22 protein-coding genes are annotated in these 24,391 nt (G+C 56.4%); 8 read left to right on the top strand and 14 right to left on the bottom strand.

Annotated elements, in window-relative coordinates; genetic code table 11:
• Nucleotides 1-7: 7 nt before the first annotated feature.
• The 5 genes from FO268_RS03790 to FO268_RS03770 are packed head-to-tail and all read right to left on the bottom strand — an operon-like array spanning nt 8 to nt 5,317.
• Nucleotides 8-592 (bottom strand): cytochrome c oxidase subunit 3, encoded by a 585-nt coding sequence (locus tag FO268_RS03790; RefSeq protein WP_150989809.1) that lies wholly within the window; start codon nt 590-592, stop codon nt 8-10.
• A gap of 5 nt (nt 593-597) precedes the next feature.
• The gene (locus FO268_RS03785; RefSeq protein WP_150989806.1) at nt 598-2,421 is read right to left on the bottom strand and encodes a nitric oxide reductase activation protein NorD; all 1,824 of its coding nucleotides are present in this window, start codon (nt 2,419-2,421) and stop codon (nt 598-600) included.
• A 9-nt stretch (nt 2,422-2,430) separates the two neighbouring features.
• Nucleotides 2,431-3,384, bottom strand: a complete 954-nt coding sequence (locus tag FO268_RS03780) for a 4Fe-4S binding protein (RefSeq protein ID WP_150989803.1) — start codon at nt 3,382-3,384, stop codon at nt 2,431-2,433.
• 57 nt (nt 3,385-3,441) lie between these two features.
• Nucleotides 3,442-4,857: a cbb3-type cytochrome c oxidase subunit I gene (locus tag FO268_RS03775; protein WP_150989800.1), complete on the bottom strand. Its 1,416-nt coding sequence runs from the start codon at nt 4,855-4,857 to the stop codon at nt 3,442-3,444.
• 10 nt (nt 4,858-4,867) lie between these two features.
• Complete coding sequence (locus FO268_RS03770; protein WP_150989797.1) at nt 4,868-5,317, bottom strand: c-type cytochrome; 450 nt, start codon at nt 5,315-5,317, stop codon at nt 4,868-4,870.
• A 206-nt stretch (nt 5,318-5,523) separates the two neighbouring features.
• Here FO268_RS03770 and FO268_RS03765 point away from each other — a divergent pair, with 206 nt between their 5' ends.
• Nucleotides 5,524-6,444 (top strand): AEC family transporter, encoded by a 921-nt coding sequence (locus tag FO268_RS03765; RefSeq protein ID WP_150989793.1) that lies wholly within the window; start codon nt 5,524-5,526, stop codon nt 6,442-6,444.
• Here FO268_RS03765 and rrtA read toward each other — a convergent pair.
• Nucleotides 6,434-7,030, bottom strand: coding sequence for a rhombosortase (gene rrtA / locus FO268_RS03760; RefSeq protein WP_150989790.1), 597 nt, complete (start codon nt 7,028-7,030; stop codon nt 6,434-6,436). The genes FO268_RS03765 and rrtA overlap by 11 nt on opposite strands.
• Nucleotides 7,031-7,121: 91 nt before the next feature.
• Between rrtA and FO268_RS03755 the strand changes: the two genes are divergently transcribed.
• Both FO268_RS03755 and FO268_RS03750 read left to right on the top strand, forming a co-directional pair.
• Complete coding sequence (locus tag FO268_RS03755) at nt 7,122-8,747, top strand: M12 family metallo-peptidase (protein WP_150989786.1); 1,626 nt, start codon at nt 7,122-7,124, stop codon at nt 8,745-8,747.
• The gene (locus tag FO268_RS03750; protein WP_150989783.1) at nt 8,747-9,232 is read left to right on the top strand and encodes a DUF6174 domain-containing protein; all 486 of its coding nucleotides are present in this window, start codon (nt 8,747-8,749) and stop codon (nt 9,230-9,232) included. Before FO268_RS03755 ends, FO268_RS03750 begins: the two co-directional genes overlap by 1 nt.
• Before the next feature lie 23 nt (nt 9,233-9,255).
• Here FO268_RS03750 and FO268_RS03745 read toward each other — a convergent pair whose 3' ends face one another.
• Together FO268_RS03745 and FO268_RS03740 are read right to left on the bottom strand one after the other, a co-directional pair.
• The gene (locus tag FO268_RS03745) at nt 9,256-9,819 is read right to left on the bottom strand and encodes a ferritin-like domain-containing protein (protein WP_150989780.1); all 564 of its coding nucleotides are present in this window, start codon (nt 9,817-9,819) and stop codon (nt 9,256-9,258) included.
• 120 nt (nt 9,820-9,939) lie between these two features.
• Nucleotides 9,940-10,575, bottom strand: coding sequence for a cation transporter (locus tag FO268_RS03740; RefSeq protein WP_150989777.1), 636 nt, complete (start codon nt 10,573-10,575; stop codon nt 9,940-9,942).
• Nucleotides 10,576-10,884: 309 nt separating this feature from the next.
• On the opposite strand from FO268_RS03740, the gene feaR reads away from it, so the two are divergent.
• Nucleotides 10,885-11,799 carry a transcriptional regulator FeaR gene (feaR, locus tag FO268_RS03735; RefSeq protein ID WP_150989774.1) on the top strand — a complete coding sequence of 305 codons (915 nt, stop codon included), beginning with the start codon at nt 10,885-10,887 and terminating at the stop codon, nt 11,797-11,799.
• 57 nt (nt 11,800-11,856) lie between these two features.
• Here the strand turns inward: feaR and FO268_RS03730 are convergent, their stop codons facing one another.
• From FO268_RS03730 to FO268_RS03705, 6 genes are all read right to left on the bottom strand, one after another.
• Nucleotides 11,857-13,266, bottom strand: a complete 1,410-nt coding sequence (locus tag FO268_RS03730) for an aldehyde dehydrogenase family protein (protein WP_150989771.1) — start codon at nt 13,264-13,266, stop codon at nt 11,857-11,859.
• Nucleotides 13,267-13,301: 35 nt separating this feature from the next.
• On the bottom strand, nt 13,302-14,630 hold the full coding sequence (locus FO268_RS03725; protein ID WP_404802907.1) for an alginate export family protein: 1,329 nt from the start codon (nt 14,628-14,630) through the stop codon (nt 13,302-13,304).
• A 103-nt stretch (nt 14,631-14,733) separates the two neighbouring features.
• Nucleotides 14,734-16,992 carry a copper amine oxidase gene (locus FO268_RS03720; RefSeq protein WP_150989765.1) on the bottom strand — a complete coding sequence of 753 codons (2,259 nt, stop codon included), beginning with the start codon at nt 16,990-16,992 and terminating at the stop codon, nt 14,734-14,736.
• 232 nt (nt 16,993-17,224) lie between these two features.
• Nucleotides 17,225-17,677 carry a Cd(II)/Pb(II)-responsive transcriptional regulator gene (gene cadR / locus FO268_RS03715; RefSeq protein WP_150989762.1) on the bottom strand — a complete coding sequence of 151 codons (453 nt, stop codon included), beginning with the start codon at nt 17,675-17,677 and terminating at the stop codon, nt 17,225-17,227.
• Between the two features lie 6 nt (nt 17,678-17,683).
• Nucleotides 17,684-19,033, bottom strand: a complete 1,350-nt coding sequence (locus FO268_RS03710; RefSeq protein ID WP_150989759.1) for an ATP-binding protein — start codon at nt 19,031-19,033, stop codon at nt 17,684-17,686.
• The gene (locus FO268_RS03705) at nt 19,020-19,685 is read right to left on the bottom strand and encodes a response regulator transcription factor (RefSeq protein WP_150989756.1); all 666 of its coding nucleotides are present in this window, start codon (nt 19,683-19,685) and stop codon (nt 19,020-19,022) included. Before FO268_RS03705 ends, FO268_RS03710 begins: the two co-directional genes overlap by 14 nt.
• A 154-nt stretch (nt 19,686-19,839) precedes the next feature.
• On the opposite strand from FO268_RS03705, the gene FO268_RS03700 reads away from it, so the two are divergent.
• From FO268_RS03700 to FO268_RS03685, 4 genes are all read left to right on the top strand, one after another.
• Nucleotides 19,840-20,376, top strand: a complete 537-nt coding sequence (locus FO268_RS03700) for a cupredoxin domain-containing protein (RefSeq protein ID WP_150989753.1) — start codon at nt 19,840-19,842, stop codon at nt 20,374-20,376.
• 13 nt (nt 20,377-20,389) lie between these two features.
• The gene (locus tag FO268_RS03695; protein ID WP_150989751.1) at nt 20,390-22,105 is read left to right on the top strand and encodes a copper resistance system multicopper oxidase; all 1,716 of its coding nucleotides are present in this window, start codon (nt 20,390-20,392) and stop codon (nt 22,103-22,105) included.
• Nucleotides 22,102-22,845 carry a copper resistance protein B gene (locus FO268_RS03690; protein WP_150989748.1) on the top strand — a complete coding sequence of 248 codons (744 nt, stop codon included), beginning with the start codon at nt 22,102-22,104 and terminating at the stop codon, nt 22,843-22,845. The genes FO268_RS03695 and FO268_RS03690 overlap by 4 nt, the downstream gene beginning before the upstream one ends.
• A gap of 165 nt (nt 22,846-23,010) precedes the next feature.
• Nucleotides 23,011-24,366, top strand: coding sequence for an APC family permease (locus FO268_RS03685; RefSeq protein ID WP_150989745.1), 1,356 nt, complete (start codon nt 23,011-23,013; stop codon nt 24,364-24,366).
• Nucleotides 24,367-24,391: the final 25 nt, after the last annotated feature.

The raw sequence follows: 24,391 nt of genomic DNA, 5'->3' as shown, positions 1-24,391 counted from the left end.
GGCCTCCTCAGGCAAGAACGTACAGCATCGGGAACAACACCAGCCACACCAGATCGACCATGTGCCAGTAGGAGGCGCCGGACTCCATGCCGTTCATGTCATCACCGTTGTAGCCTCCGTTTCTCACCTTTACCGCCAGAACCACCAGGATGATCTGGCCGAGGACCACGTGCATGAAGTGGAAGAAGGTGAGGAAGAAATAGAACATGAAGAAGGTATTTGTGCCCAGGTTGTAGCCTCTGCCGTAAAGGTCCACGTATTCCCAGAGCTTACCAAAGGTGTAGATGCCGGACGCGGCAATAGCGGCCCAGAGTAACAGGGTGACGCCCGGCTGGCGGTGTCGCAGACGGTGCACGGCGAGGGCTACCAGATAGCTGGCGGTGATCAGCCCGATGGTGTTGATCAGGCCTGTCCAGGGGTGCAGCACCTGGCGGCCGGCGGTGAAGGTATCCGGATCCAGGCTGCGGGCGACGCCGAAGCCGATGAACAGGATGCCGAACACGGCCAGTTCCGCGAAGATGAAAAACCAGACAGCGAGGTCGCCGGGCAGGTGGCGGGGTTCTATGGAGGGTGCCTGTGTGGGTGCTTGCATGGGTATCAGCGAGTCAGGTTCATGTAGAGTTTGGGCAGTTGCAGGGGCAACTGGGTCGGGTCTTTGATGACTACGAAATGGTTGCTGCCAAAGACATAGGGCAGGTACTCGTTGGCGTCATCATCGATGGTGACGCAAAAGGGGGTCAGACCGGCCTTGTGGGCTTCCTGAACGGCCATGCGGGTGTCTTCCACGCCGTAACGGCCTTCGTACAGGTCCAGGTCGTTGGGTTTGCCGTCGGTGAGCAGCAGCAGGATTTTCTGGTGTTCGTGGCGGCCTTTCAGCAGATTGGTTGCCTGGCGGATGGCAGCACCCATGCGGGTGTAGTAACCCGGCTCCAGCGCCTGGATGCGGCCCCGGCTGACATCGTTATAAGGCTCATCGAAGGACTTGATGTGATGAAAGCGGATATGGTCCCGGCGCCGTGACGAGAATGCGAATATGGCAAAGGGGTCGCGGCTGGCCTGGAGTGCTTCGCTGAGCAGCTGCAAGCCGTCCCGGGCGATGTCGATCACCCGCTGGCTGTTGTTGATATAGGTATCGGTGGACATGGAAATATCCGCCAGAATCAGGCATGCCAGGTCCCGCTGATTCTGCTTGCAGCGGCGGAACAGCTTCTGGTTGATCACGCCGGTGCCCCTGCGATGCTGGACTTCCCGCTCCATGCAGGCGTCCAGGTCCAGTTCTTCGCCCTCAGTCTGCCGGCGTTCCCACTGTCGCAGGGGTTTCAGCGCATGGAACTGGCGGCGTAAGCGCATGGCAGATCTGGACAGGTGGTCTGGCAGTCTGGTCGGCACCGAATCCTTGCTCAGCATGGGTTGCAGGCAACAGAACTTTTCCCGGTAACTCTGGCTGCGCCAGTCCCATTCCGGCAGGTGAATGCCCGGGCCCAGGTGCAGGTCGTCGTTTTCTTCCGAGGGCAGGTCCAGGTCGAACTTGATGGCCGAGGAGGCTTCCCTGCGGTCCTTGGAGACAGAGATCATGTCCATGTCATCCGCCACTGAGTCAGCATCGTCTTCCTCCGTGTCGTCACCGGCCCGGTCCACGGGAATGAACTCGCTCCATGAGAACAGGCTTTCCAGGCGAAACAGCATCAGGCCCTGATCCTTGTCGAATGCGTCCACCCGCTCGGCGCGGCGGCGCTTGCGTTTTTTCGCCAGGCCGCCCGGTGTTGAGGTCAGGTTGTCGTCGCCGATGATCTGGCCAGTCACCTTGCCCAGGGCAACCGTAGGGTAGAGCCAGATCACAACCGGCCAGGGGTCTGATTCTGCCGGCGGCAGCCTTTCAACGCTGCCGGGGTAGATCAGCGCCTGGCGAATGGCCTTCTCGCGGCGACTCTCCGCCGGGGGCAGACTCTCCGGGTCCGGGCGCCATTGCAGGGTATGGCGCACCAGGCGTTGATAGACCGGTTCCAGCCCCGGCCATTCCGCCAGTACGGTCAGAACCATGGCCTGGTTGCCGGTGAGCCAGTCGGCATCGGTGAGTTCGCCGCGGGAAGCCAGTGCTGCCAGCCAGAGGTACAGGTCCCGGTTGACCCGTTTCGAGGGGAACAGTGCCAGGCGTTCCGGCAGCCGCAGGCTCTGCTCATCACGCCAGGCCAGCTCGAATTTCTTGTGGGTACCCGCCAGTTTCTGCAAAAAGCGGCGCCGGGTGCGGAAGTGGCGAGGCTCTGCGGTGACCAGGCTCAATGCGGGGTCGCCCCCCAAGGCACGGAACAGGATACCCAGGGTGCGGGCTTCATCCTTGAGGTGAACCGCATGCTCCGGGAACTCGCCCATGGCCTGGCGGGTGATGTATTCGTGCCACTTGAAGCCTACCCACTCTTCCATTTCAACTCCTCAGGCTCTGGCGCGTTGCTGGCGTGGTGGATCCACCTGGCGGACCGGGATCAGAATGGTCTGTCTGCCGGGTTCACCCGGTTCCCAGCTCAGCAGGGAACCTTCCGGGTTGTTCTTCTGTACCTCGCGACACGCGCTCACGCACTGCAGGCACTGGGTGCAGGTAAATTTCGCCCGCTTGTGACTGCGGGTGGGTAAGCGCATGGGGCAGGCCTCATCACAGGCCTTTGTACAATCCTGGCAGGCAGCGGCCCGCCTGGCATCGAAGGTGACTACTTTACCTCTGCCGTTGGCCATCCAGGCGATGCTCTGGACGACCCCGAAGGCGCAGCCGTATTTGCAGAACAGATGCCGGGCGAACAGGAAATCCAGGGTAAACAGTGAGGTGGCCACCGCGAGGAATATCGCCGGGTACTTTGCCAGTTCACCGGTAACCAGGTCGGTATACAGGGGGATTGGCGGCAGCAGGTAGGACAGCATCGCCAGTGCCCAGGAAAAGCCGATCAGGGCACAGGCCAGCGTCAGCCCCGCCCAGTGCAGCGCCTTGCCGCGACGGCCCTTCCTGAGGGCTTCGTACAGGGTCGGGCGGCCCGTAATTCGGGTCATCAGTTGGTTGATGGTTTCCACCACCGAGAAATGCGGGCATAGCCATCCGCAGTAAATCCGCCCCCATTTCCAGGCTATCCAGAGTACGAGAGGTACGAGCAGGGTGATGGGCAGCACAAACCAGAACAGGATCTGCCCGGCCACTTCCACCGGTGAGCTCTGGGTGACCCAGGCCAGTTCAAGGTTGAATGAGAGGGGAAATCCGAAAAGCACGAAATGGGTTTCTGTCAGATCGTACCGAAAAATATTGAGCACCGGTGCAAGCAGAAACAGCAGAAAGAACGCGGATCGTGTCAGTAACCGCTTCTGCTGCAGGGTGTCCCTGTTCTGTTGCGTCTGGGCATGCACGTTAAAGGTCCGTAGAGGGTTGAGCAGGCCGGGAAACCGGTTCCCGGCCTGCGGTACTTACGCTTCCTGGGTGGCAGGACCACGGACCTCTTCAGCAGGGGATGCCTGCCCCTTGATGAAGAAGCTGCCGAGATAAACAACCAGGCCGGCCATGAAGAAAGCACCTGCGACAAAGCGCATCCAGTAGAACAATGCGATGTTGTCCTGGGTGGCCATGAACGACAGGGCGTCCCCGCTGTCGGGAATCCGCTGCAGCCACACCTGCAGAACGCCAGCGGCGGTCAGGAACAGGGTGATGAACACCATGGAAACCGTCATCAGCCAGAAGCCCCACATCTCGACAATCTGCGCAGTGTTGCTGTTGCCGTAGGGGCGGCCGCGCAGAATCGGTACGGCGTAGGAGATGATGGTCAGCACGATCATCACATAGGCGCCGTAAAAGGCCATATGGCCGTGGGCGGCGGTGATCTGGCTGCCGTGGGTGTAGTAGTTGACTGGTGCCAAGGTGTGCAGGAAGCCCCATACACCGGCGCCCAGGAAGGCCATGACCGCAGTACCCATGGCCCACAGCAGGGCGGCCTTGTTGGGGTGGTTGCGACGGCGGCGGTTGATCATGTTGAAGGCGAAGATCACCATCATGAAGAACGGCAGCGGCTCCAGGGCGGAAAATACGGAACCCAGCCACAGCCAGTACTCGGGCGGACCGATCCAGAAGAAGTGATGGCCGGTACCGATGATGCCGGTAATCAGTGCCATGGCGATGATCACGTACAGCCACTTCTCGATCACCTCCCGGTCCACACCGGTCAGCTTGATCAGAACATAGGCCAGGATGGCACCCATGATCAGCTCCCAGACGCCCTCAACCCAGAGGTGTACCACGAACCACCAGAAGTACTTGTCGGTGGTCAGGTTGCCAGGGTTGTAGAATGCGAACATCCAGAGTACCGCCAGGCCAATCAGGCCTGTAATCAGTACTATATTGACGACGGTTTTACGGCCCTTGAGGGCAGTCATCATGATGTTATACAGAAACCCGACAACCACCAGCGCGATGCCGATTTTGGTGATGGTGGGTTGCTCGAGGAACTCCCGCCCCATGGTGGGTAGCAGCTTGTTCATGGTGACATCCGCCAGGGTGGCGTAGTCCACGAACAGGTAGCCAAGAATGGTCAGGGTACCGGCAACGGCGAAAACCCAGAACAGAATCCACGCCAGCAACGGGCTGTGCAGTTCTGTCTGTGCCTCCTCCGGCACCATGTAATAGGTGGCACCCATAAAGCCGAACAGCAGCCAGACAATCAGCAGGTTGGTATGAACCATGCGCGCGACGTTGAAGGGTATTTCCGGAAACAGGAAATCACCGACTACGTACTGGAGACCCAGTACCAAGCCAAATACAATCTGGCCGACAAACAGAACCAGGGCAAAGATGAAGTAGGGCATTGCCACCCTTTGAGATTCGTATTTCATATCCTTTCCCTCAGCCTTCGATGTTGGGTGGCCAGTCGTTGTCGTCAATCTTTGATGTCCACTCCAGGAAGGCGGAGAGATCTTCGATTTCCTGCTCGGTCAGATTGAACTGGGGCATTTGGCGGCGGCCGGGCACGTTGGTGGGCATGGCGGTCATCCAGGCATTCATGTAGGCCTTGAAGACTTCGCTGTTACCACCGCCACGGCGGTCGAATACATTGGCAAGTTCCGGCGCGAAGTACGCACCTTCACCCATCAGGGAGTGACAACCGACACAGTTGTTGTTCTCCCAGACGTGTTTGCCACGAACCACCTGATCGGTGAGTTGGTCGCGGTTGTCCCGCTCGGGCATTGCCCGCACCTGTGTGTCCAAAGTCAGGGCCAGAAACAGCAGGATGAAGAATGCACTTCCTCCCAGATATATGTTCCTGGCCATGCTTTTGGTAAAGCGCTCGGCCATGTGTGTATCTCTCTTTTCAGTTTTGTGGAATACCTGATTGCCCGACTAGGATATAAAGATGCATTCCTAATGCTGTTGATCATTGTCAAGCATGCCGGGAGATTTCACCATTGCGCCGGGGAGTTACCTCTGGAGGGGTAGGTGATAGACTTCGCGTCCTGTGTACCTGAAAAATTCTGCCTGCTTTCTGCCTGCCTGGAGTTCTGATGGCTGCCGCGTTTGCTCTTTTTATGAAACTGATCCCGCTCTATGTAACGGTTCTTCTTGGCTGGGTTGCCGGAAGGTATTTGGAGGCGAGCGGCAAACATATTGCCGGAATCATGCTTTACATCATGACGCCCTCGGTGGTTTTTTCCGGCGTTATGGCCGCCCCCCTGTCGGCGGAAGTGATCCTGTTGCCGTTTCTGACTTTCGCCATGTGTTGCGCGATCGCTTTCACGCATCTGGGGGTTGCCCGGCGCCTCATCACAGACGAGAGTGCCAGCATCATTCCGCTGTCGGTGGGGACGGGTAATACCGGCTACTTCGGCATACCGGTGGCTCTTTTGTTATTCGGTCAGGAAGGGCTGGCGCTGTATATCGTGTGCATGCTGGGCACCACACTGTTCGAGAATTCCGTTGGTTTTTACTTGGCTGCCAGGGGGCGTTACAGCCTGAAAGACGCTCTGGTGCGGGTGGCGCGCCTGCCGTCGGTATACGCGTTTGTTCTGGCCGTAACGCTGAACCTCTCCGGCTTTTCCATTCCGGATGTATTCACACCCCTGTTCGATAACCTGCGTGGGGCCTACAGCATTCTGGGCATGATGATCATTGGCATGGGCATACTCAGCTTTCGGGGGCTGGCCGGCAATCTTCGCTTCACCGGCCTGGCCTTCTTCGGCAAATTCGTGTCCTGGCCTTTAGCGGCTATGGCGTTCTGGTGGTTGGACGCCAACATCTTTGGCCTCTATAACCTTGCGGTCTACCAGGCGATCTTCCTGATCTCCATAACACCTATTGCTGCCAATACGGTGGTGATTGCCACCCTGCTCGATACCGCCCCTAAACAGGCCGCAGGGACCGCTTTGTTGAGTACCCTGTTTGCGCTCGCCTTCATTCCATTGATGGTGGCGCTGGTCATTCCCTGATAGCAGGCCGTACAGCTTTGTGCAGAAGCAGCATGATGCCCGCCCCCAGGCCGGTCAGCGCCCCGAGCCAGTGGGCCTGTGTGACTACCGAGCCACCAATCAGCGGGTTGTGCCCGGTTGCGGGATACAGGACGTTCTCGAATAGCAGCTTCAGTGCAATGAACCCCAGAATAATGAGGCTCCAGCGGGTATCAGATCTGAGGTTGAAAAGTGCAGTGAACACCAGAAGGCCGTGAAGGCAACCCGAAAACCCCCGGTACCAGGCCAATTCAGGTGCAATAAGCAGCAGGCCGGCGGAAATGACGAGGGGTGCCAGAGCCAGGTAGCTTAGCCACCAGGCCAGGGGAGGGTGGCGAGTAAACAGCAGGCTGGTTACCAGCAATCCGGCCAGGTTCAGTAGCAGGTGGTTGGTGCCAAGATGAACCCAGTGGCCGGTGATCAGGCGCCAGTATTCGCCTGCGGCAATTCCGGGGCGGGACCACTCAAGCGCCACAGCCGGTATCAGGGCGGCAAACGCTAGCAGCGCTGCCAGCAGCGTGAAGCGTGGCCAGCAGGAAGGAAGCCGCAATTCAGAAACAGTCCTCATAAATACATTACGTTACGCAAACTCCGTAGTGCTCGTTTCGCGATTTGATTAGATTTCACGCAGCCCGCGAGAAACCAGACAGGGACGTTCAATGCCATTCAAGTTTATACAGATTGTTATCTCAGGATTCATCTTCCTGCTGACATTGTCGATGCCTGTGGTCGCAAATGACAACCTGGTAAAAACCATCTGGATTGACGGGTATGGCTATGATGCCGTACTTGAGCCAAATCGGCAGCTGCAGATAGCAGGCAGCTCCGCCGAGGAAAACCTGGCCGGCAAGCATTATAAGGGCCATTTCCCAGAGGATCCGGATAGCTGGGTAAGGATTTCCCGGCTGGAGAGTGGATGGGAAGGCCTGGCGTTCGTGTTTGGGCGCATGCAGACCCTGGGTGGTTCGTCGCAATCAGATCACGCTACCAGCTTCAGTTTCAGTCAGATGGAAGCGCCCCAGTGTGGCGTGGACCATGTTCACAGTGAATCCGCCATTACCCCCGACAGCCTGGCCGACATGGCCACGGTGCAGGCGGTTTCTGCAAACTACGATACTCTATGTGCGGATAAGGTTGATGGCGCCTGCCTTATGATGGAGCTGGAGCTGGCATTCGATAGAGAATTCCAGAGCCGTTTTCCGGATGATTATCAGAGCCGTGCGGCGGCTATAGTTAATATGGTGGAAGGATTTTACGCGGACCAGTTCGGAGTTGTTTTCGACACTCTGTCGCTGACGTTTATGGGCGCTGATTTGTTTGACAGCACGACCGATCCCGAAATGTTGCTGAATGACATTACCTATAAGCGCGGCAATCGTGAGATTTCGTTCCTCAAAAGCGAACAATCCATTTTCCATTTTGTCAGTGGCCGCAACTTCGACAACTCCACTGCAGGGCTTGCCTGGGTCGGAACGGTGTGCAACGGTAGCGGGTATGCCTCTGGCATCACCAAAGCATTTGATTCCAATGCCACTACCGCAGTTATTGTTGCCCATGAAATAGGCCACAATCTGGGAGCCGGCCATGACGGGGCTGGAACCAGTTGCGAGGCGGGCGACCACATCATGAGCCCCTATGTTGACCCTTCGGCTACTTCCTTTTCAGGCTGTTCCTTTACCGATATCAGTAACAGGATTTCGGAGCTCAATGCCGTTGAGCAATGCTTCAACTTCCCCGCTGATGCCGGCATCCTGAACGTTGACGGCAACCCTCTTGAAGTGGAGCCTGGCGCCAGCTTTCAGGCCAACTTCAACGTGGCTTACCGGCAGGCCGCAGAGCCCGCAGATGGGCTGACCATAACGGGTGTGGTCGGGGAGAGCGAAGGGCAACTGCAGGGCGTGAGTATTGATGGAAATCCGTGTGCTCTGCTGGACGATACTTCATTCAGTTGCAGTGGTGTTACTGCGCGAGAGAGCCTCCCGCTCAGTATTAATGCCGTTGCGGGCTCAAGTCCAACGTTTACTTTGCTGCAAAATGTGACACTGTCCAGTAGCGGCGGGGAGGTCAAAGACATTCGCCCCGGTAACGATGAGTTGCTCACGGAGATCACTGTTGCTTTGTCCGAAACGTCTGACTCCGACACATCAGGCACCCCACGAAAGACGGATTCCGATACGTCAGACTCCAGCGGTAGCAGCGGCGGTGGCGGTGGTGGCGCCATGCACTGGTTATGGGTTCTGCTGGGCATCACCGGAGCTGGCATTCGCCGCAGGAGTCTGGGGTAATGCTGGTTCGGCGTTTGTCATTCCCGTTGCTGGTGCTGCTGCTGACTGGCTGTAGTGCCACAGCCTCCGATGCGAGTGCTGAAAGGTTTTCAGATATGGCACCGGAAACTTTACCCCAGGCACAGGCGTTGTGGAATGCCAAAGCCCCCTCCGCCTACCAGGTTACCGTCACCCAGACCTGTTTCTGCCCACCGGAGCTGCGTCAACCTCTGCGGGTAAGCGTTGTAGACGGTGATGTTGTTGAGGTTAAGGGCCTGGAGCAGCCCTTGAAGCAACGGGACCAATTGGATAACTACAGGCTGACCATTGCCGGGGTGTTTCGCTTTATTGAGACCTCGGCAGCACGGAAACCTCACAAGCTGGAGGTGGAGTACGATCCCAGCTTTGGCTTCCCTCGCCGTATTAAGTACGACGGCCATGAAATGATTGCTGACGACGAGATTCAGTATACGCTGACGGACTTCAGTGCTGGAGACAGCGACTGAAGTCTGGTGCGCCGGGCCGCTCGTTAATCATAATCCTGTAGCAAGCCGGCCATATCGTCGGCATGTTCCTCCTCAACGGCGAGAATCTCTTCCATTAACCGCCGTGTGGTCGGATCGTCGTCGCCCAGGTACTGGATGATCTCGCGATAGCTGTCGATGGCGATACGTTCCGCTACCAGATCTTCTTCGATCATCTCCTTTAGGGTGTCACCTTCTACGTATTCCGAGTGGCTGCGAGCCGTCAGGCTGTCCGGTGAAAAGTTCGGGTTGCCTCCCAACTGGGCAATACGCTCGGCAATTTGATCGGCGTGCTCCTGTTCCTGCTGTGCGTGTTCAAGAAACTCCTGCGCTACAGCTTCGGCGTTCAGCCCGTCTGCTGCATAGTAGTGATGCTTGTAGCGCAGCACACAGACAATCTCGGTAGCGAGTGCCTCGTTGAGAATTCTGATCACGGTTTCCCGGTCGGCCTTGTAGCCTTCGGTGATTGCGCCGTCACGCATGTTTGCGCGGGCGCGTTCCCGGATTTTTTTGATGTCGGACAGAAACGGCTGTTTACCGCTGGCTTCGGTACCCTTCGATATGCTCATGTTAGGCTCCTTCTGACGGTTGGCAAATGACGCTACCAGTTCCTACGAAATCACATTAGCACTCGATCAGAAGAGACGCACTATAACAAGCATCCATAAAGTCCGCCGGGATGACCGAACTCAGCCGCCATAAGCTGCCTCAGCGATTTTTCCCTGGGCAATGTCACTGCGCGCATGGCGCACGACACTGATGCCAGCGGTGATCGCGAGCGTGCCCATAATGCCGGCAACGATAAGGTCCGGCCAGGCGGTGCCAGTGCCGAATACACCCAGTGCGGCGACCATGACTGCAATATTACCGATGGCATCATTGCGGCTGCACAGCCATACCGAGCGCATATCGGAATCGCCTTCCCGGAATTTGAACAACATGAAGGCAACGCTCATATTGGCCACCAGGGCCAGTAACCCGACAGCTCCCATGGTTAGCGGTTCCGGCGTTATGTCATTCTGCATTACCCAGATGGCGCGGCCCAGCACCGCGAAGCCGAACACCGTCATGGTTATACCTTTCACCATGGCAGCCCGCCCACGCCAGAGCATGCCCATGGAAAGGACGGACAGGGACAGTAGATAGTTCGCGCTGTCGCCGAAAAAGTCGATAGCATCTGCGAGCAGGGACACGGAGCCGGACTGCAGGCTCGCGTAACCCTCCACCAGGAACATAGCCAGGTTGACCGAAAGAGCAATCCACAAGGCTTTGCGAAAGCCCGGAGCGGGGGATTTGGGTTCGGGTGCTGAGCAGCTACACGCCATGATGGCCTCCTGTATTTGAATAAGGCCATTAAAAACCCTGTAGTTACTACAGGGTCAACCGTTGTGAGCGGGTATTTAGGTGGGTATCTCTACTGGCCGACGCCTTTCGTGCCGGGAATACGGTTGCGGCGATTCTGTGGCCTTGGAGATGCTATTTATGATTCATAAGAAGATGTTTGTAGTTTTTGTTTGTATCGGATTTATTGGCTTAGGCCCTTAATTGCCCGGTACACACTGTCTTGACATATACAAAGAAACTGGCCAGTCTTTGCTTCGACAATCATAAAAACCGAATTTAGCAGGCTAGCCATGGTTGGAAGCGCTTACGCAGCGGCAGGATTTGACCGTTGGATCAGTGACGTTAACCAGATTTGCGGACCTTTCTCGGCGGAACCCCTGGAAGGAATATTTTCCGGTGATATTCACAAGATGGGTGGTGGCGCCATAGATATGTCGCGGGTGGCCATTCGGGGGGCTCAGCTTGTTCGGGGTCGAAGCGAGATACGTCGATGTGTCGCGCCCGAATTTTTTTGTGTTTTCCAGCTTCACGGAACGTCTCGTGTTGAACAGGCAGGGAACCGTTCTATTCTCCAGACAGGGGATATAGTTCTGGTAGACTCCGCATTACCTTTCAGTTTTACCTACGATCACGAATCCCAGCAAATTTCCCTCATCCTGCCCCGTACTGTCATTGAGCGTATCCTGAACCTGTCAGGTATTGAGCTCGGAGTACGGATTCCGTCTCACAGTCATATTGCCAGTGTGGCCAACCGCCTCATTGCTGAGGCCGCTCACTACGATAGCCTGAATGAGGAAGAAGGTTCAGCGATTGTTGATTCACTGATTATGTTGATCAAGCCCTCAGTGATTCGGAGCCTTTCTGGTAGCAGCCCAAATGAGCGGGTTTTCTTACAGGCGGTCTCATTTATTCAGGACAATATCGGCGAGCCTGAGCTGAGTGCACGAATGGTGGCAACGACGACAGGGGCATCAGTGCGCAGCCTCTATCGGGCCTTTGCGGTTCGTTCCCTGACGGTATCAGGGTACATCAGAACCCAGCGTCTGGAGATGTGTGCCGATTATATGAAGACATCAAAGGGCAAGCTGAATCTGACTGAAGTCGGATACCGGTTTGGCTTTTCCAGTCCAAGTGCGTTCTCGACTGCCTTCAAGCAATACTTCGGTGTCACCCCAACCGGGTACTGTAAAAGCTGTGCCATGTGAAATGGAGCCTGCCAGACTTCGCATCTGGCAGACTTCGGGAAGCAATTGCCTTGGGTATCACTTTTTGATGCTGATGACCCTGGGTTGGGTGACAGCTTTGAGGCCTTCAAGTCCGAACTCTACACCGTAACCAGAGGCCTTGTTGCCGCCAAACGGCACCATCGGGTGGATGGCTCCATGCTGGTTGATCCAGACGGTTCCTGCTTCCAGGCGAACAGCCACCTGTTGAGCCTGCTCCGGATCATCTGCCCACACAGAAGCACCAAGACCCGCCTCCAGCCGGTTGGCTGAAGCCACGGCTTCATCCAGGCTCTGATAACGAATGACAGGCAGGGCAGGGCCAAACTGTTCCTCATCCACCAATCTCTGGCCGTCGCGAATGTTCGCTACCAGCGTGAGCGGGAGGAAGTAGCCCGTGTCCGGAATAGTCCCGAATTCCATGACTTTGCAGCCGTTAGCGCGGGCATCGGCGACCAGATCCTTCACCTTGTTGTATTGCATCTCGTTTTGCAGCGGTCCGATCAGGTTGTTCTCGTCCATACCATCGCCAATGGGCATTTGGCGGGCAAGATTGCTGAGCGCATCAACCACGGCCTCGTAATCGCTCTCATGAACATATAGGCGCTTGATGCAGGCGCAAGTCTGGCCCATGTTCAGGAATGCACCCCAGAACAGGCCCTCGGCTATTGCACTGGCGTTGGTGCCGGCGAGGACAATTGCAGCATCGTTGCCTCCAAGCTCGAGGGTGATCGGTGCAAGGTTTTTGGTGGAAGCCTCAACAATACGCCGACCTGTGGCCTCGCTGCCGGTGAACATGATTTTGTCGATATCCGGGTGGCTGGTCAGGGCGGCACCGATACGGCCATCTCCGGAGACGGTATTGAGGACGCCCGGCGGCAATACCTGATTAATCAGCCGCACCATTTCCAGGGTTGCAATTGGGGTGTATTCGGAGGGTTTGAGAACCACCGTGTTGCCCATGCGAATGGAAGGAATGATCTGCCAGATGGCAATCATCAAGGGCCAGTTCCAGGGCGCGATGGCGGCCACGACACCCAGGGGCTTCCGGTGAAGGGTATCTTTGCGTTCCTCGTCCTCGTAGACGATTTCTGGTGGCAGTTCCAGTGCCGCTGGCACCTGTGTCCAGCCCACGCAGGCCTGCATCTCGAACCGGGAGCCGGGGCCGGACAGCGGCTTGCCCTGCTCGCGGGTGATGAGTTCGGCCAGGTACTCTGAGTTTTCTTCCAGTACCTGGGCGATGCGGGTTACCGCGTCCCGCCTCTCCTGGTCGCTGGTCCGGGCCCAGTCAGGCTGAGCCTTGCGGGCGGCGTTCACAGCGGAACCTACGTCTGACTCGGTACTTATCGGGGCCAGGCCGAGGGAAGCCCCTGTAGCGGGATTAAAGATTTCCTGGTGATCTGGCGTTTCAACAGATTCGCCGTTCACGGAATTGCTGTAAGTCTTCATGATCATGCTCTCTTGAGGCTATATTTGTTAAACGGTCAGAAAGGGACTATCGCAATGATCTGGCCATAGACATTTGTGTCATCATTACCGATCTGGCTGCCACCCTCAGCGGAACTGGTGTCGGGGGTATAGATACCGACCAGCGGACTGATAATCAGATGGGGCGCTGCTACCCATTCGGCATAGACATCGATCTCGTTGGCGTCCAGGTTATCGCTGCCGCCTGCGGTGTCACGGAAGTTGAAGAACAGCGCGCCCACACTGAGTGTTTCTGATGGAGTGGCCTTGACGCCCACATGGTGCACGTCTGCATCGGAGTTGAAGGGGCCGGCATAATTGGCGGCGACTTCGCCCTGAAACCAGGTGCCATAGCCCCGGTTAAAGCCGAAGAAGAGCGGATCGAAATTTTCGTCAAAGCTCGAGTACCGATAGTTGACACTGGGTGACCAGGTGACATCACTGAAGGTCCAGCCCGCTTCTGCGTACCACGCTTGGGCATCGTCGAAGGAACTGTCCCCCGGCTCCTGAGTGACAAACTCGCCGGACAGGAACAGATTTTCAATGCCGGCGTTGCCCTGATAGCGCAGGCTTACGGTTTGCTGGCCGTCTCGTGAGTTGTACCCCAGCAATGGTGCGACGTCATCGTCGACGTTCAGCCCTTCGATATATGCCAGGCCGAAGGTACCCGTGGAGCTCACATACTCGGCATTGGCGCCCGCCAGCTCCATCTGTGCCTGTGCTTTATTGTCCGAGTCCAGCCAGAACAGGTCGGCGCGCAGTCCGTCGGAACCACCAATACGCGCGATAGCCGTTTGATCAAAGGCTTTGCGTGCGGCAAGCCAGTAAGCGCCGCCCCGGTCCAGATCGACTCCCACCAGGGGATTCAGGGCATCACCAAAGTTCAGGGAGTCGCCATTGATGAGGAAACCATCACCAATGGTGAAGGCTTGCCGTCCAAGGGAAATATCGAGACCGTTCTGGCCAAGCGCTGGAATCAGGTCGCCTGAGCGCCAGCCCAGGTAGGCGTCTTCCAGTGAGGTTCTGCGTTCATTGCCGGAAGAGAATCCACCTGCATCGCCATCGCCCCATGTCCCTGAAGAGACCAGGTTCAGCGCTCCGTATACACTGCTGTTTGCGCCGATGATATGACTTCCTGCCAGCCCGTACTTGATGAAGCCTTCCTGCCAGGCTGTTTCACCGGCTTCCGACTTCGCGCCAAGGTTGTAAGTTTCCTGGCTGGAGAAAACACCCAGCATCGCCTCGATATCGACGTTCAGTTCGGTGCCATCCTCGGTGTAAAAATTGTAGGCAGAGGCCGGTGCCGATAGCCCCACCAGAGCAAAGTAAGCCAGGCTTTGTGTTATACGATTTTTGTTCATTGTTTCTGATTCCCGTGTATCTGAATGTGTGGTCAGGCTTCCCTGCCTGGAATTTTTGTCCTGTGTCGATCAGCCTGCCGGGTTTCACCTACTCGGGCAGGTTCAGCGTCGGTGTCTGATCGAAAAAGTTCCATGGCTTGAGCATGGAATGGACATACTCGGTGGGCATCATCGGCCACTCTTCCGCACGGGCGACGTGAGTTGCGCCAGTTGTCATCCACAACACGGTGTCGACGTTTTCAATGGACTCATCATCCTCGACGAAGACTTTCAGGCCGGCATCGGATTTGGCCCTGTTGGGATATTTTCCCTCTGGAAAGCGTTCCTCAGCTTTGTATTGGGTTACCCAGATCTGCTTATCCATGAAGTGGACGCGCTTATACAGCCACTCGTCTTCACTGAACAGGGCTCCCTTCGCAATCGGGTGGGTTCCTCCTGCAAAAGGTATAACCTGATAGCCCACCGGATAACCCATGCGGTTTTCCTTGTTGGGGTTTGTCAGCAGGCGGATGGTTGAGGGGTCGAATTTCTGGACAGATTCGAGCTCTGAGGGTACGAGTCGCTCTTTGGTGATCATTACGCTTCTGCGAGGTCCGCCGTCGGTGTTTTCTGCAACCACGGGATCGATTGCCATCATGCTGTTTTGCATGCCATCGACATCCATATCCAGGCGGAAGTTGTAAATATGTTGGTGGGTGGTGCCCACGATGTTGTGGTCGATCAGGGTGCCGTAGCGGGTATCTTCGTCTGCGGTTTCGTCGTGAATGGTGCGCGATTTCACGGCCTTGACCGCTTCAATGCCTGACGCACCGACGGTCAGTTTAATGTTGCCATTGGCCATGAAGATCCAGTCAAACATATAGTCATAGTTGCCAATGGTGCTGACCCAGCGAACGACCAGCTCCCTGCGCTCACGGCTTTCATTGCCAGGGGTGCTGCCGAGCATCTCATTATGTTTGAACTCCGGCCCTGCGTAGCGCTCGAATACCGCGATGGCATTGGGAATGGTGAAAGGGTCACCATTGTTGTCTACGAGGGTAGCCGGCAACAGGGTAGCGTTATTGGGGACATCGTTGCCGGGCTCGAGGGGCGAGGTCAGGTTACCCATGCCGTAATCGCCGGAGTCCAGATAGGCCTTGAAGTACCAGCCCACATCAGGATCACCATAGGGTACGATCATGCCACCCAGGGAACCCTCGTACATGACTTTCCGCTTGTCGCCTTGGTCGTCGTAGGTCAGCGTTGAAATGACGGGACCGACGCGCGCGTCCAGTTTCAGATGGAAGTCCCAGTTTTGCCAGTTAATCGTATTGCCGGACATGGAGACATTCTTTCCTTCTGGCTGCACGACCATCAAAGGTTTCACATCGGCAATCTTGTCCTGATCACGTCCATCATAAGGGCGAGGAGCCATTGGCACGGGTATGACGCCGTCGTCCTCAATTTTCAAAATGCTCTTTTTCTCCAGGTCCACTACGGCCACGAGATTTTCGATCGGATGGGCCCAGTAGTTTCCGTCACCTACGTCGAGGTAAGAAACCACTTTCAATAGCTTTAACTCGTGCTCCAGGCCGTCATCCCCGCCGAAATACCCCACCGTCAGGGGAGTTGCAACGACCTTGCTGACATCGTCAATACCACGCTTTTTGAGCGCAGCTTTGTACGCGTCACTGGTAGCGACGATCTCCTGCACGGCAATAAAGTCATCGAAGGTCACCATGCCATGGGCGCCTTCGATGTGTTCCCAGCCCAGAAGATCCCCAGAAGTAAGATCAACCGTTCCCTCAATGACCTTTCTGCCATCGACCACAGTAAAGTTGGCCCGGCGCTCGAAATCCTGCGGTTCGCCGTAAGACCATTTCCAGACTTTGTCTTTGGCTGGATCCGCCAGCCGTATTTCTGTGAAGCGAATGTTTTCCTTGTAGTGTTTGGAGGCCTTGACGGCGTTCGAAACCTTGGTGATTTCTTCTGCTGTTAATGAATCAAGCGGGTGGCTCGCATTGCCAGTGGATATGTTCTGTTGGACCTGGTCCTTGAACAGATCGTGAGTAAACGTCCGCTCTACCAGTACCTCGCCATCATGCATTTTTGCAGGAGCGGAGAGCTCGATGGACTTGCCGTTATAAAAAGCCTGGTTGTCGCCCAGGGGCACTCTGAATTCCGCGTCCCCCGATGTAATCAGCAATTCGCTTTTATCCTCGCTGAGTTTATAACTGGCCCCTGAGGATGTGAGCGCTTCTGCTAGTGGAATATAATCCGGCGAACCCCCATGGGCCAGAGTAGTTGGGCTGGCAAATAACAGCGATGAGGCAAGGGCTACGGAGAGTGCTATTTTCTTTTTATGCATAATGACTCCAGGCAATATTTCTAACGTGCATTAAAGACTGAGGCAGTTGAGTCAGCGATACGGTGGCTGCAGGTTCAGCGTAGATCGCGCCCAACGTCGCTATCGGTAAGTGTAGGAATATCATTCTCTGGGACGGCGGGCTTTAGAATGGCTGCCAGACTCTTTTGAATTCGTGCCGGGAAGAGAAAAAGCTACATTGAGGCTTTAATGAGGTTGGTATGAACGGGATCCGTCAGTGCTGGCCGTGAGTGCCGGGAACATGGTTGCGGCGATTTTCCGGTTCCAGAGTCTCGAGTTCTGAGCTCAACCCTCCAAGAATGCCGCACTCACTGACCGTACGGCCATCCGAACAGGCCCGCTGGAGTTGTTCGAGTGTATCTTCGAGGCTTGCCAGTTCCTTCAGCCGCTCCCGTACATGGCTCAGGTGGCGAGCCAGAAGGGCATCCACCTCGCTGCAGTCTGCATCTGGCTGGTCAGCCAGGCGAATCAGTTCGCGGATTTCATCCTGGGCCATGTCCAGGTTGCGACAGCGTCGTATGAAGAGCAGCCGGTCGAGGTGGCTTTGCCGATATTGTCTGTAGCCACTGGCTTCCCGCTCTGGCTCCGGCACCAGGCCGATTTTCTCGTAGTAACGGATGGTTTCCACCGGAACGCCAGTCGCTTTTGAGATTTCACCGATTTTCATAGCCGCTTACCCGTCTCGTTCTTTGGGCACCGAGATGCTGGCCCTGAGCCCGCCCCTCGTTCCGATACTGAAGGATAGACTACCACCATAACGTTCTGTGATTTCCCGGGCGATGGCCAGACCTAGCCCATGTCCGGGCGTCTGTTCATCCAGCCGTACGCCGCGGATGCCTAATGTTAGAAGTGCCCCGGCACTGACGCCGGGCCCGTCATCTTCCACAGTAATGATCAACTGATCCGAGTGCTCACTCAGAGATAACTCGGCACTTTTCCTGGCCCACTTGCCAGCATTATCAACGAGATTTCCCAGAATCTCATTCAGGTCATGCTCTTCGATCGGCCACCGCGTTTCAGGGCCCAGTTCGGTTTCCAGTTCGAAGTTCTTGTCTGGGTACAGCCGGCCCAGCATCCACAGGAGGTCACGGGCCTGACTGACGGGTTTCGCGGCTTTGCCTGCCTGAGGGCCGGCGAAGCGGCTGCGGCGCATTTCGCTCTCCAGCTGGCGGTCAATATCAGACAGCCGTTGGGCCAGTTGTTGACGCATTTCCGGATCCAGCGCACGGGTGTCGTCTTCGAGTACCTGTCGAATGGCCGACACAGGTGTTTTTACGCTGTGTGAGAGGTTGGCCAGGGCGTCCCGGGACCGGGAAAGCCGCTGGTCCAGGGTGTCCAGCAGCTGGTTCAGTTGGCTGATCAACGGCTGGAACTCTGCAGGGGCGTTGACTTCCAGCCGGTTGGTGGCGCCAGTCTGCAGGGAGGTCAGGCCGTGTTGAATGCGGTTAACGGAACTCAGGGACAGCCGGATTGCCAGCCATATTGCCAGTATCAGCAGTACCAGAAGAATGGCGGACACAACGGCCGTCCACAGGTGCAGTTCCTGCTGACTTTGCTGCAGATGGCCCAGGTCCTCGGCCACTACAATCACCACGGTTTCACCGTTGAGAGAAAAGGCTTTGCGGTACGCCAGGAAATCAGCGATGGAGGCATCGGATTCAGGCCTGGTTTTGCGGACCAGGCCTGTGGCTTCCTCGCTCAGCAGTGGCTCAAGGACAGTCGACCACTGGGCAGGAGAGCTGTGAACCTGACTGCCTGCGCGCAGGGCAAATGCGTGGTGGAAGACTTCCTCGAAATAGTCCCCTTCGGCAATGTCGCGGATTTCCTCTGGCCCGGATTGCCGCAGCTGGTGCTCCAGAAAGGAGACTTCATCCTGTAACCGGTCTTCCACAAACCCCTGAGCCATACGCTCCAGTAACAAGCCATGGATGATCCAGGCAGCAACCATCAATGCAATGGCGGCTGGCAGCAGCAGGGTGAGCAGGCTTCTGCGAATGGAGCGCCGGGGATCAATCCGGTGCATTGAAAATATATCCCTGGCCGCGACGGGTGGTGATGGCTTCTGTTCCGGTGATCTTTCGCAGCCGGCGAACGTAGGCTTCAATCGTGTTGTCGCTGGGGCTGTCGTTGAGGTTGTAGAGCTGCTCCAGCAACTGCTCTTTGGAAAACAGTTGTCCCGGGCGACTCATCAGGCAACGCAGCAGGCGGAACTCGGTGCCCGTCAGCGAGTGTTCCTCGCCATCCGGTGTATGTAGACACTGGCGGTGTTCATCCAGTTCGAAGCCCCCGGCGGTCAGCTTTGCCTCTACCCGGCCTTCACTCCGGCGAATCAGGGCATTCAACCGGGCCAGCAGTTCCTCGGTCTGGAAGGGTTTGGCCAGGTAATCATCGGCCCCCGCCTTGAGGCCATTGACCTTGTCCTGCCAGTCGCCCCGCGCGGTCAGGATCAGCACCGGCATTGCCAGTTTGGCGGCTCGCCAGCTTTTGAGAACAGCCAGCCCGTTGCCGTCGGGCAACCCCAGGTCAAGAACCACGGCCCGATAGTCTTCCTGCTTGCCAAGATGTTCGGCCTGTTTTGCGGTACCAGCCTCGTCCACGGTAAAGCCTGCCGCGGACAATTGCCGGTTAAGGCTTTCTGCAATGAGAGTGTCGTCTTCCACCAGAAGCAATCGCATGAGGTTTCCTGCAGTTCAAAGTCTTGTGAAGTGTACGGCTGTTCTCTGAATGTAACCTGAAAAAGTATTAACGGGAAAATTCAGCAAGGATTCAGGTTGTTGGGGCAGAGTATGGCTCAAAATCCAACAGCCAGATCAGTTTCGGGAGAAATCGATGAATCAGATCCTCAAAAACGCACTGTTACCTGCCATGGTATTGGCAATCTCTTCAGGCGCCTACGCCGCGGGCGAACACGGCGGGCATCACGGGGGCGAGGCCGTGGGCGAGCCTGGAAAGGCGGAAAATGTATCCCGCACCATTGACGTGACCATGATGGACAACTACTACGAACCTGAGTCCATCGCCGTGGAGCCCGGCGAAACTATTCGCTTCCGCGTGAAGAACGAGGGGGCCCTGGTGCACGAGTTCAATATCGGTACGGCAGACATGCACGAGGCCCATCAGAAAGAAATGCAGATGATGGTGGAGCATGGCGTACTCAAGGGCGATCGCATCGATCACGAGATGATGGAAATGGATATGGGCGACGGCCATTCCATGAAGCACGACGACCCCAACAGTGTGCTGATGGAGCCGGGTGAGAGCAAAGAAATCATCTGGACCTTTACTGAAGCTGCCGACCTTGAGTTTGCCTGCAACGTACCAGGCCACTACCAGGCGGGCATGTACGGCGATATTGAATTTGAATAAGCGGGTTTACCCTATGAAGAAGTCCATTCTGATGGTTCTGCTGGCCGGCCTTGCCTTTTCGGCAGCCAACGCCGGTGAATATGACATTTCTGTTGATCGGGTCCAGATCGACACCGGAGATTTCAACAAGGAAGGTATTGGTTATAACGGTGCTTCCCCCGGGCCGATATTACGATTCAAGGAAGGGGAGCAGGTCACGATCAATGTCACCAACAATCTTGATGAGATGACCTCCATCCACTGGCACGGCCTGATTCTGCCTTTTGAGCAGGATGGCGTTCCGGGGATCAGCTTCCCAGGGATCAAGCCGGGGGAAACCTTTACCTATCAGTTTCCGATTGTGCAGGCCGGTACTTACTGGTTCCACAGCCACTCTGGCTTCCAGGAGCCCAACGGTGCTTACGGCGCGATCGTGATCGAGCCCGAGGGTCGTGAACCCTTCCGTTATGATCGGGAATATGTGGTGCAGCTTACCGACAAGCACCCCCATTCCGGCGACCGCATCATGCGTAACCTGAAAATGTCTGCGGATTACTACAACCGGCAGCAGCAAACCGTGGGAGATTTCTTCGCCGAGTCTGGGGAAAAAGGCTTCATGGCAACGCTGAAGGACCGGATGATGTGGGGCGATATGCGCATGATGAAGGCGGATATCGAAGACGTTCAGGGCTTCACCGGACTGATCAACGGCAAGGGTCCGGAGCAGAACTGGACAGGAACTTTTGAGGAGGGTGACAGGATTCGCCTGCGCTTCATCAACTCCTCTGCGATGACCTATTTTGATATTCGTATCCCGGGGCTGGAAATGACTGTCGTTCAGGCCGACGGCAACAACGTCCAGCCGGTGAACGTGGATGAATTCCGCATTGGTGTGGCGGAAACCTACGATGTGATCGTTCATATCAAGGACAAGGAGGCCTACACCATCTTCGCCGAATCCATGGGGCGTTCCGGTTTTGCCCGGGGCACCCTGGCGCCAGAAAAAGGGATGACGGCGGAAGTGCCGGAATTGCGTGAGGCCCCGTTGCTGACCATGGCCGACATGGCCGGGCATATGGAACATGGCGGAATGGATCATGGCAACATGAACCACGATGACATGGCCGGCATGGATCACAGTGACATGGGCGGCAATGCCGAGATGGATCACAGCGCCATGGGCCATGGCAGTATGGGCCAGGGTGAAGGAGAAACCCTTCCGGAAGACCCCTTTTATGCCAAGGGCAGCGGGTTGATGCCCACGGCAAGCAATGGCGGCAAATTCCTCTCCTACGCGGACCTGAAAGCCCAGAACCCGCTGTACGAAGACAGAGAGCCCACCCGGGAAATTGAGCTCCGCCTTACCGGCAATATGGAGCGTTACGAGTGGAGCATCAACGGCACCAAGTACGAGGATGCTGACCCCATCGTGCTGCAATACGGCGAGCGGGTTCGCTTCAAATTCGTCAACGAGACCATGATGACCCATCCGATGCACCTGCACGGTATGTGGTCGATTCTCGACGTGGGCGAAGGCAAGTGGAACCCTCTGAAGCACGTCATCAGCGTGGCGCCTGCCACTACGGTGTATATGGAAACGGAAGTGGATGCGCCGGGTGAGTGGGCTTTCCACTGTCATCTGTCTTATCACGCGGCCTCCGGCATGTTCCGCAAGATCGTGGTTGAGGGTGGCCCGGACAGTGCTGTGGCTGAAGGCAAGCAAAGCGAGCACCAGGGAGATGAATCATGAACCATCTGGCTGTGTCCATGTGTGGCCTGTCCCTGGCGGTGGCTGCACTGGCAAACCCCGCTGTCGCTCAGGAAGATCCTGCCAAGAAAACCCAGACAGCCAAGACATTCTGGGGCGTATCTGCCGAAAAATTTGAGTACCGTTACAGTGATTCAGACGAGGAACTGGCAGTCGTTGAGGGTGACGCCTACTATGGCACTGATGAACTCAAGTTCCGCTGGCTGTTTGAGGGCGAGTGGGAAGAAGCCCACAACGCGTGGGAAACCCTTGAAAACCAGTTTGTTGCCCAGACTCCAGTGGACGACTTCTGGGATGCCAAGGCGGGTGTCCGCATTGACACTCCCGAGGGGCCGGACCGGGTCTATGGCGTGCTCGGGCTCACTGGACTGGCACCGTACTGGTTCGAGGTGGACACCAACCTTTATGTCAGTGATGAAGGCGACGCGTCGGTAGACTTTGAGGCGGAATACGAGCTATTGGTCACTAACTTCTGGATTATGTCAGCTTCGTTTGAAAGCCTCGTGGCGTTCTCGGAAGATCGGGAGATCGGCGTCGGCAAGGGACTCAATTCCACCGAAGTGGGGCTGAGGCTGAGTTACGACCTGATCGACCGCTCCTTCGCCCCCTATCTGGGGGTCGTTCATGAGCGTAAGTATGGAGACACGGCCGATCTCGCGCGGGATTCAGGTGGCAGTACCGAAGACTGGTTTGCTGTCGTCGGGGCCCGACTCTCGTTCTGATACTTCCGCTATAAAGGGCCGGGATGCTCCATCCCGGCCCTGACACCTTTATTTGATGTAAATCAAAAGCCGAATAAAATTTGGCTTCCCTTCTCCTATTTTCAGCGGTAATTCAGTTTCGGGTGTTGTGATGCGAATCAGGCATCAGACAAAGAGGGAGGTTGAATGACCAGGGAACAGGACAGAACCACTCGCTATCAGGAAGGCAGTCTCACCCTGCCGGGCACGGTGATGCTGGGCACCGGCGTGATGATCGGTGCCGGCATCTTTGCGCTGACCGGACAGATGGCTCAGATGACTGGCGCTCTTTTCCCGCTGGCCTTTCTGGCGGCAGCCGTGATTGTCAGCTTCAGCGCCTATTCCTACATCAAGATCTCCAATGCCTGGCCCTCTGCCGGTGGCATTGGCATGTACCTGCACAAGGCCTATGGAAACCGGTTGCCCACGGCATTCAATGCCTTGCTGATGTACTTCTCCATGGTGATCGCCCAGAGTTTTCTAGCTCGCACCTTCGGTTCTTACACCATGCAGCTTTTCGGCGGTGACGAAAGCGGCCGGATGGTACCTGTTCTCGGGGTAGCACTGATTCTGGTGGCTTTTCTGATCAACCTGTTAGGCAACCGAATGATTCAGGGTGTGGCCTCCTTCATCGGAATTCTGAAAATCGGCGGCATATTGATTTTCGGGCTGGTCGGGGTCTGGGTGGCCGATGCCATAACGGTTGACTTTTCCTCCCCTGGAGAGGATGGAACTGTGGGCAACTTTCTGGGTGCAACCGCGCTTGGCATTCTGGCCTTCAAGGGTTTCACCACCATTACCAACAGTGGCTCCGAAGTAATAGACCCCAAGCGGAACGTAGGTCGCGCTATTGTTATCTCCATAGCGGCGTGCGTGGTGATCTACACGCTGGTCGGCTTTGCCGTTGCCAGCAATCTGTCGCTGGCTGAAATCATCGAAACACAGGACTACTCTCTTGCCGCTGCCGCACGCCCGGCACTTGGGGAGTACGCGGTGTGGTTCACGGTTGCCCTTGCCATGATGGCTACAGCAGGAGGCATTCTCGCGAGCGTTTTTGCGGTATCCCGTATGCTGGCGATGCTGACCGAAATGAAGTTGGTCCCCCATAGCCACTTCGGCATGCCGGGGAGTATCCAGAAGCACACGCTGGTCTACACCGTAGTGCTGGGGCTTATCCTGACGGCCTTCTTCGACCTCTCCCGGATTGCTGCGCTGGGCATAGTGTTTTATCTGATTATGGATATTGCCATTCACTGGGGTGTGCTTCGATATTTGCGCGAAGATGTGCAGGCCAAAGCGTGGGTGCCAGCTATGGCCATTGCGCTGGATTTGCTCGTTCTTGGCGGCTTTGTCTGGGTCAAGCTGAACACCGATCCGTTTGTCATCGGCGTAGCAATTGTAGTGATGATTGTTATCGCGGTCGCAGAGCAGATTTTTCTGAAAAAGTCCGAGCATTCACGGCAATCGGAACATGAAGAAGCTCATTCCCATCATCACCGCTGACCAGTAGCCGGATTGTCTGGTAGAC

It is taken from the genome of Marinobacter denitrificans (assembly GCF_008795955.1).
In the GTDB taxonomy this organism is placed as follows: Bacteria; Pseudomonadota; Gammaproteobacteria; order Pseudomonadales; family Oleiphilaceae; genus Marinobacter; species Marinobacter denitrificans.
This window is presented reverse-complemented; position numbering and strand designations above follow the sequence as displayed.

Bases quoted from the DNA above. Each gene is read 5' to 3' on its own strand.
- FO268_RS03790 (WP_150989809.1), bottom strand. From the start codon at position 592: ATGCAAGCACCCACACAGGCACCCTCCATAGAACCCCGCCACCTGCCC.
- FO268_RS03785 (WP_150989806.1), bottom strand. From the start codon at position 2,421: ATGGAAGAGTGGGTAGGCTTCAAGTGGCACGAATACATCACCCGCCAG.
- FO268_RS03775 (WP_150989800.1), bottom strand. From the start codon at position 4,857: ATGAAATACGAATCTCAAAGGGTGGCAATGCCCTACTTCATCTTTGCC.
- FO268_RS03770 (WP_150989797.1), bottom strand. From the start codon at position 5,317: ATGGCCGAGCGCTTTACCAAAAGCATGGCCAGGAACATATATCTGGGA.
- FO268_RS03765 (WP_150989793.1), top strand. From the start codon at position 5,524: ATGGCTGCCGCGTTTGCTCTTTTTATGAAACTGATCCCGCTCTATGTA.
- rrtA (WP_150989790.1), bottom strand. From the start codon at position 7,030: ATGAGGACTGTTTCTGAATTGCGGCTTCCTTCCTGCTGGCCACGCTTC.
- FO268_RS03755 (WP_150989786.1), top strand. From the start codon at position 7,122: ATGCCATTCAAGTTTATACAGATTGTTATCTCAGGATTCATCTTCCTG.
- FO268_RS03750 (WP_150989783.1), top strand. From the start codon at position 8,747: ATGCTGGTTCGGCGTTTGTCATTCCCGTTGCTGGTGCTGCTGCTGACT.
- FO268_RS03745 (WP_150989780.1), bottom strand. From the start codon at position 9,819: ATGAGCATATCGAAGGGTACCGAAGCCAGCGGTAAACAGCCGTTTCTG.
- FO268_RS03740 (WP_150989777.1), bottom strand. From the start codon at position 10,575: ATGGCGTGTAGCTGCTCAGCACCCGAACCCAAATCCCCCGCTCCGGGC.
- feaR (WP_150989774.1), top strand. From the start codon at position 10,885: ATGGTTGGAAGCGCTTACGCAGCGGCAGGATTTGACCGTTGGATCAGT.
- FO268_RS03730 (WP_150989771.1), bottom strand. From the start codon at position 13,266: ATGAAGACTTACAGCAATTCCGTGAACGGCGAATCTGTTGAAACGCCA.
- FO268_RS03720 (WP_150989765.1), bottom strand. From the start codon at position 16,992: ATGCATAAAAAGAAAATAGCACTCTCCGTAGCCCTTGCCTCATCGCTG.
- cadR (WP_150989762.1), bottom strand. From the start codon at position 17,677: ATGAAAATCGGTGAAATCTCAAAAGCGACTGGCGTTCCGGTGGAAACC.
- FO268_RS03710 (WP_150989759.1), bottom strand. From the start codon at position 19,033: ATGCACCGGATTGATCCCCGGCGCTCCATTCGCAGAAGCCTGCTCACC.
- FO268_RS03705 (WP_150989756.1), bottom strand. From the start codon at position 19,685: ATGCGATTGCTTCTGGTGGAAGACGACACTCTCATTGCAGAAAGCCTT.
- FO268_RS03700 (WP_150989753.1), top strand. From the start codon at position 19,840: ATGAATCAGATCCTCAAAAACGCACTGTTACCTGCCATGGTATTGGCA.
- FO268_RS03695 (WP_150989751.1), top strand. From the start codon at position 20,390: ATGAAGAAGTCCATTCTGATGGTTCTGCTGGCCGGCCTTGCCTTTTCG.
- FO268_RS03690 (WP_150989748.1), top strand. From the start codon at position 22,102: ATGAACCATCTGGCTGTGTCCATGTGTGGCCTGTCCCTGGCGGTGGCT.
- FO268_RS03685 (WP_150989745.1), top strand. From the start codon at position 23,011: ATGACCAGGGAACAGGACAGAACCACTCGCTATCAGGAAGGCAGTCTC.